Source organism: Rickettsia sp. TH2014, assembly GCF_019249195.1.
GTDB lineage: Bacteria > Pseudomonadota > Alphaproteobacteria > Rickettsiales > Rickettsiaceae > Rickettsia > Rickettsia felis.
The window spans coordinates 45-1483 of the sequence record NZ_MXAX01000144.1; the positions used below are offsets into that span (position 1 = coordinate 45).

Here is a 1439-nt window from a genome sequence, read left to right on the forward strand (position 1 = left end):
TTAATTTTACTAAATGTAAGATTAAATCTCAACTATTATATGCATGGCCAGTATGCTTTTATATTATCTATTTTCACTGTGGGAATATTATGAAAAATAATTTTAATTTTACCAGTGAGCAAATTATTCATCAAAATTTTATTGTTTCAATATTTCAGATATTTAGTTTCATAATATGGACCTATTTAAGCTATTATATCTATCCCTTAACTCTTTTAAGAGTTAATATAGTAATATTTGACATTCTTATTCTTATTTTTCCTTATTTATTAAATATAATAACTGCTCCTTTGAGTTTATTGATATTACAAGTTATACTAATTTCATTTTCTCTTAATTATTCACCTGCTGTACCTATATATATAAAGCATTTTCCAATTTTTAAACATTTTACCTATCCAAGTTGGTTATTTGCTTTATCACGAGCCTTAATGCATATTATTACCTCTTTTGGACTAGTTTTTTAGTTAAATATTTTGATAATTGGGGGGGTATTGTTTATACTAATTCCAGTAAGTATAGGTTTTACGTGGAGAATATTATATTTTGAAAAGCTGGATAAAGTGGTTGAAAGCTATCCTCAAACTTCGTTAGTGACCGTTCCAGCTGATAATCTTTAGGATATAGATACTGATAGCATAAAAATAAGAGCCTTTCTTTTATTACTGTAATTTTAAAATATACAGCTATAGTTACAAAATGTATTAAAGTCTCTTCAATAATTTTTTTAGCTTTCTCAGGTGATTTAGCTCCTAAAGTCTGTATATTATGGGCTCTATCAAAAAGTTTTATGAGGGCTGTATCATATCTTTTTTGTTTGATTAACAGGTTTAAGCTTTCCTCGGCACTGATTTTTCCATAAGGTTTGATTCTAGTTAAACCTTCTACATGTTTTGCTATTTCTTTACCAAAAATTTCGACGATCATCTTTTCAGTAAGCTCTGTATCCTCAATAGTATCATGAAGTAGAGCAGCATTTATCATGTTAGAAGTAAAAAGCTTAGGGGCTTCGTCTGCTACAAACTCCGCAAGCATAATCGCTACTTCAATTAGATGAGAATAGGAAGGATCGCCTGATTGACGCATTTGTGAACCGTGATATTTACGAGCGTAGTAGATGGCTTTTTTGACTTCCTCTATATCAACTGGATTTTTTACTTTAGTGTTTAAATATTCGAGTTTATCAAGTAGCTTTTTAGCATAAACGCAAACTTCAAACTTTTCTTTCCAAGAGCTTATATCTTCCATAAAAAGTTATTTCTTATTTTTGTTAATAATAGTTGATTACAATTAAAGTAAAAATTAAAAAGTTGCAATAATAAATAATTTTTTAACTTTAAATATATTAGCAACTTTTGATTATTTTGTATTTTAGCAACTATCATTTTACTTTATTAGTTGCTTTAGCTTCTTGTTCTTGCTGTAATTTATACTCTGCT

2 protein-coding genes are annotated in these 1439 nt (G+C 27.9%); one reads left to right on the forward strand and one right to left on the reverse strand.

Annotated features, from left to right (window positions below; all coding sequences use genetic code 11):
* The first annotated feature begins 89 nt into the window (after positions 1–89).
* Positions 90–467 (forward strand): MFS type sugar transporter, encoded by a 378-nt coding sequence (locus KYQ89_RS02705; RefSeq protein ID WP_218460295.1) that lies wholly within the window; start codon positions 90–92, stop codon positions 465–467.
* Between the two features lie 58 nt (positions 468–525).
* On the opposite strand, the gene KYQ89_RS02710 is transcribed toward KYQ89_RS02705, so the two are convergent.
* Positions 526–1248, reverse strand: coding sequence for an HD domain-containing protein (locus KYQ89_RS02710; protein WP_218460296.1), 723 nt, complete (start codon positions 1246–1248; stop codon positions 526–528).
* Positions 1249–1439 lie beyond the last annotated feature (191 nt).

Coding starts and splice junctions, on each gene's coding strand:
- KYQ89_RS02705 (WP_218460295.1), top strand. CDS start 90: ATGAAAAATAATTTTAATTTTACCAGTGAGCAAATTATTCATCAAAAT.
- KYQ89_RS02710 (WP_218460296.1), bottom strand. CDS start 1,248: ATGGAAGATATAAGCTCTTGGAAAGAAAAGTTTGAAGTTTGCGTTTAT.